Annotated in this window: 9 protein-coding genes; 5 read left to right on the forward strand and 4 right to left on the reverse strand. The window is 36.2% G+C overall.

Going from position 1 to position 4,940, the window contains the following annotated elements; genetic code table 11:
• Positions 1-142, forward strand: a 142-nt coding sequence (locus ASE74_RS18270; RefSeq protein ID WP_055912187.1) for a transposase, incomplete at its 5' end; no start/stop codon positions are given.
• A gap of 53 nt (positions 143-195) precedes the next feature.
• Here ASE74_RS18270 and ASE74_RS18275 read toward each other — a convergent pair.
• Entirely contained in the window at positions 196-528 is a 333-nt protein-coding gene (locus tag ASE74_RS18275; protein ID WP_235526157.1) for an AraC family transcriptional regulator, read from the reverse strand.
• Positions 529-690: 162 nt separating this feature from the next.
• Here ASE74_RS18275 and ASE74_RS24810 point away from each other — a divergent pair, with 162 nt between their 5' ends.
• Both ASE74_RS24810 and ASE74_RS18280 read left to right on the forward strand, forming a co-directional pair.
• A complete protein-coding gene (locus ASE74_RS24810) occupies positions 691-858 on the forward strand; it encodes a hypothetical protein (protein ID WP_157255479.1) in 168 nt (55 codons plus the stop codon).
• Positions 859-1,834: 976 nt separating this feature from the next.
• The gene (locus tag ASE74_RS18280) at positions 1,835-2,965 is read left to right on the forward strand and encodes a DEAD/DEAH box helicase (RefSeq protein ID WP_055912189.1); all 1,131 of its coding nucleotides are present in this window, start codon (positions 1,835-1,837) and stop codon (positions 2,963-2,965) included.
• Positions 2,966-3,041: 76 nt separating this feature from the next.
• Here ASE74_RS18280 and ASE74_RS24815 read toward each other — a convergent pair whose 3' ends face one another.
• From ASE74_RS24815 to ASE74_RS18290, 3 genes are read right to left on the reverse strand one after another with little or no spacing between them, the layout of a single operon-like run.
• On the reverse strand, positions 3,042-3,200 hold the full coding sequence (locus tag ASE74_RS24815) for a hypothetical protein (protein WP_157255480.1): 159 nt from the start codon (positions 3,198-3,200) through the stop codon (positions 3,042-3,044).
• A 2-nt stretch (positions 3,201-3,202) separates the two neighbouring features.
• The gene (locus ASE74_RS18285; protein ID WP_055912192.1) at positions 3,203-3,388 is read right to left on the reverse strand and encodes a hypothetical protein; all 186 of its coding nucleotides are present in this window, start codon (positions 3,386-3,388) and stop codon (positions 3,203-3,205) included.
• A complete protein-coding gene (locus tag ASE74_RS18290) occupies positions 3,379-4,092 on the reverse strand; it encodes a histidine kinase (RefSeq protein ID WP_162235826.1) in 714 nt (237 codons plus the stop codon). Before ASE74_RS18290 ends, ASE74_RS18285 begins: the two co-directional genes overlap by 10 nt.
• A gap of 92 nt (positions 4,093-4,184) precedes the next feature.
• On the opposite strand from ASE74_RS18290, the gene ASE74_RS18295 reads away from it, so the two are divergent.
• On the forward strand, positions 4,185-4,367 hold the full coding sequence (locus ASE74_RS18295) for a hypothetical protein (RefSeq protein WP_055912196.1): 183 nt from the start codon (positions 4,185-4,187) through the stop codon (positions 4,365-4,367).
• A gap of 234 nt (positions 4,368-4,601) precedes the next feature.
• Positions 4,602-4,817, forward strand: a complete 216-nt coding sequence (locus tag ASE74_RS18300) for a hypothetical protein (protein WP_055912198.1) — start codon at positions 4,602-4,604, stop codon at positions 4,815-4,817.
• Positions 4,818-4,940 lie beyond the last annotated feature (123 nt).

Below are 4,940 nucleotides of genomic sequence, written 5' to 3' on the forward strand. Positions count from 1 at the left end.
TATCCTTAACTTCTTTATTAACAGGGCTACAAATGCTTCTGCAGAATCTTTCAATGCMAAGATCAAAGCCTTTAGAGCAACATCGAGAGGTGTAAGGGATATTAAGTTYTTCTTATTCAGATTATCGAAAATATATGCCTAGAGTTTAACTGCCCCCAACTTTTCCGCTTGATCCGATCAAGCCTTAAATTGGGATCAAAAAAACATCGAAAAATAAAAAGCATCATCAATTCCAAGCTTAAAAGCAATTTCCTTGATCCTTAATTTTGTAAATTGCAAATAACTACAAGCTTTTTGGATTTTGAGGTGATTGAAATATTCAATTGGCGGAAAGCCTGTCTTCCTTTTGAAGATAGCGGAGTAATGACTATTTGATAAATTTACAGATGAGGCTAGTTTAGAATGAGATAAAGTTTCGTTTAAATGCTCCTGCATAAAAAGAATTGATTTTTCGATCTCATCGTGGCTATCTTGTGGCGATTTAATTTTTAACCGCTCAGCATAAATAAATGTTGAAAGATACTGCATAAGCAAAAGATTTATGTATGTAAGGTTCTCTGCGCTATAACCCTGTTGCAGATAAGCATAAATCTGCTCAAAAAGATCAACACGTTCCTGAAGAAACTCAACACTGTTTGTCTATCTAATTTATTATTCATGAAAGTGTTGCGGAACTTAAGCCTTTGTCTGATGGCTAAGTTGTGGAAAGGATATAGAAGCTGCATTGCTGCAATCTCTTTCATTTTTATGGTATTTACTGCAGAAGCCTCAACCGAAACTGGCTGTAAATCATTTGCAGCAGACGGGTTCAATATCTTTTACTCAAATATTGGTGTTTTTAAAGGAGATCTGCTTTAAAGCAGAACAGGTAACCAGTCTACTTTTAGAGATATTAAATGTTTACAGGCAACGGGTAGAGGCTGTTTCATAAGGCTCACAGATGTAAATAAAATGTAATAATGGATGTGATCATACGCCAGATGCCAATATGTATTATTATAAGCTAGGTACAGAATACAACTTTGATCCTCAGAATCCTAATGCTTTGTGCAGCTTAGATTTTTATGGAACACTTGCCGTGGTTTTAGCAGGTGAATTCGGCTTTTGCTTTATCAGAAAGAATTTTTAAATTGATTAAGCCGTGAACTCGCGAATCTGAGATACGCTAATGGGCTTATTATTATGTGTTTTCCCCATCGATACCCAATCTTATTGCTTTAGATATTATTCATCGGTTTTTCACTTTCTTAACCCCCCAATCGCTTATGTTCAACACCAAAGATTTTAAAGAAATAATAGAATTTGGAATGGTTTTGATCATGTTGATCACCATTATCGGCCTTGTTGTCCGCGCAATAGTAAAGACAAATCAATAGGAGCCAGAACTGTACAGTTTCTTTGCTGTGCATTTTTTCTCCCATGTATTATAATTTTATCTTTAGAATGTATGCTCAAAAGCGAAACTGTAGCAACGCTGCTAGGTGCTATGATTGGTTATGTATTATCAGGCATCAGTAAGTATGATGAAAAACCTAAAAGGGAACAAACACCCTAAATTATTAAGCTGAGCAATATTGATTGGCTTTTTAGGATTTGATTAAACGAATACAATCAAACCTAATTTTAATTTGTTTTTTTTAATGCACGTTGAATCATAAAGCAAATATCTGTGGATTTATTTTGGGATGAATAAATCTTGCAAAGGCTGCGTATGCAACCTTTGCATCTTTTAATTTAAACTATTAATAAAATTGTTGCTGGCATTAACATCAGTTCTACTTTGTGAGGTAATATTTAATGGCTATTTTTGTTTAATTTTGAGGAAAACGAATTTATGTCATTCACGTCTCTGGGTTTGTCTCCAGATTTATTAAAAGTATTATCAGATCAGCATTTTACTTTAGCTACGCCGATCCAGCAAGCAGCTATACCAGCAATATTGAACAAAAAAGATGTTTTTGGAATTGCTAAAACAGGTTCTGGTAAAACCGTTAGCTATGTACTGCCACTTTTAATGAATCTTAAAGAGGCACCGAAGCTTAAAAACAGGCACGTTAATGCATTGGTGTTGGTACCTACACGCGAACTTGCCGAGCAAGTGAAAGATGTTTTCAAAATATTTAACAAAGGGCTCAATGTCCCTGTAAAGGCAGTTGCAGTATATGGAGGTGTTTCCATCAACCCTCAAATGACGGCTCTTCAGGGAACAAACATAGTTATTGCTACTCCTGGAAGATTATTGGAATTGGTGGCTTCCAACGCAGTATCTTTATCGGATATAGAAACGCTTGTTTTAGATGAAGCCGATAAAATGCTGAACCTGGGTTTTAAGGAAGAAGTAGATAAAATCATTTCACTTTTGCCGCAAAAACGCCAGAATATATTTTTTTCAGCCACCTTAAATGCAGATATTCAACTGATTCACCAGGTAATATTACACGATCCGCTGGTAATAAAAATCGAAGAGCAGGAAGATTCGATTGAGCAGATTCAGCAGGTTGCTTACATTGTGTCAAATGAAAATAAAGGGCCTTTTTTACGTAAACTGATCTGTAGTCGCGAAATGCAACAAGTGTTGATATTTACTTCCTCCGTTCATGCGGCTGATGCGGTGGTTAATAAACTCCGTAAAAATAATTTCGATGCAAAAGCGATCCATAGTAAAAAAAGTCAGGGAGCCCGAACCGAAGCTTTGTACCTTTTTAAATCGGGTAAACTTAAGATCTTGGTTGCCACTGATTTAATAGGAAGAGGGATTGATATCGATAGGCTTCCATTTGTGATTAATTATGAATTGCCACGATCGCCAAAAGATTATGTACACAGAATTGGTAGAACCGGACGAGCAGAGCAAATTGGAGAAGCCATCTCGCTGGTTAGTCCTGATGAATTAGATCATTTTGAAGTTATCCAGAAAAAGATGGGAAAAAAGGTAGATTTAATTTATAGTGAAAATGTGGTGTAAATAAACCAAAGTTTTAATGCGAAGGGTCTAAATTTTAGTGATCGGTTGATTTTATTTCAGTTAAAATATTTTCCATTTAGATATTGATCAAAACTTTAAAATACTGCCCGTTTACTTCAGTAATAATTTCGGCGTGTGTTCCATAGGCATGCAGTAATCGTTGCCTAATGTTTGCCAATCCCGTATGAAAACCCGTGTCATTTAATCCGGTGTTAATCAAATTGGATGATTCCATGGTCAATATTTCTGCTTTAGTTTCAACGAAATTCTCCCCGGATCGCTTGGTTGACTTAAGTTTCCATGTTTAATCATGTTTTCGGTAAGACTGAGCAGCAGCAAAGGAATGGTATGTATTTGTTCAATATCACTGTCGTAACTAAATTCGATAAAAATAGCAGTTTGCCTGATTCGGCTTAATTGCATAAGGTTTTCAACCTGCCTGATCTCTTTTCCAATGGCATAATTTCAGGGCCATGCTCACATTCCATTGCATAGCGCATCAGTTTCGATAGATACCATACCGCTTCAGCTTCTCTGGGATCTGTTTTATGGGTATTGTTAGATATATAGGTAAGCGTATTAAGGAGGAAATGCGGATTAATCTGCGCTTTTAGATAAGCGTTTTTTGCATTGGCTAATTCAATATCCGTCTCCTTCTGTTTTAATTTTTTTTCTATAGCTTCCCTTTCCAATTTCGCTGTTCGTTGCTTTTGAGCCATATAACGCTTTAAGAAATAATACGTCGTTGCAAATAGCATGAAATAAATTCCCCTCCAAAGTGTAGAAGATATAAATCTCCAATTAATCATTATGCTTTTCGGAATTGCGTTTAAAGGAATTCGGATTCTTATCTCATCCGCCAGGTAGGCGATAAACGTATAGCTGATCAGCTCAAAAATAATAAGCACAATGAGTTTTAAATGTGCAGGTTTTTTATGTTCCAGGTTCCTAGCCAATAAAAGATTTGAATGAATATAAAATAAGCAGATATTAATTGCATAATGGATGATGTTTGTTAGTATCGGACTGCATACCTGAAGAATCAAAACAACAAAAAGGTATTCATATAAGATAAAAATAGTCCAGGCGATGATGTGCCAACGGTAGCTAAGTAACCAGTTTTTCATTTTTATTATGTTAAAATTGGGTTTGGCAACAGTAGAATGCTGCATTACATAAGTTGATGTTATTAAGCATTTTGGAAAGCTAATTTTCTTCCATGAAAAGAATTAGCAATATAAAAACAGGAAGGAAAACGGTATTTATTTTTCGTTCACAACGTGATGATACCATGAATACAGGCGATCCAACATCAACAACAATAACGGCGGTAACTACGGTAACCACACATTTGTTTCTAAATGAAGATAGGTTTGACGCTAAATCTGTCGGGAATAATTAATTCCACTGTTCCTAAATTATTCTGCTAACAGTAGGTTTAAAAGGATTATATTTACTGGAACCGCTTGGATACCAGGATGCCACGACTTACATATTCCATGAATGCAGTTTTGTATTGTGGAGTCATCAGCACTTCATATTTGCCCAACGATATTTTATGCCCGCTGATCTCATTTACAAAATCAGTATTAATAATATATGATTTATCGAAAGAACAGGAAATGATCGAAATGCGGTGCTGGAACAGATCCTGCTTGAAGGAAGGAAAGAATTGCTTTTGCGTGGGCTAAGGTGGATAGATGTTAAAAGGCTAAATAAAGAGGGTGCAGGCATTTCATTTACAAGGACTTCAAAAGGTATAGTTTACAATCTCCTGGCCAACAGTACAGGTTTTACGCTTCCCATCCCTGAGCAGGTAGTTGAGTTGGCCAATCTACCACAAAATCCATAATTCAATGGTGCAGATTTATTCTGCACCATTTTTTTTCGTGCGCCGGGCATGGCAATCGACTATAGGGTTCAAGTCCCGAACACGCTTAGCAGTAGGAAGTGTTAGCTCGAGACAAGGGTGTCG

Origin of the sequence: Pedobacter sp. Leaf216 (assembly GCF_001421515.1) — a bacterium.
Taxonomy (GTDB): domain Bacteria; phylum Bacteroidota; class Bacteroidia; order Sphingobacteriales; family Sphingobacteriaceae; genus Pedobacter.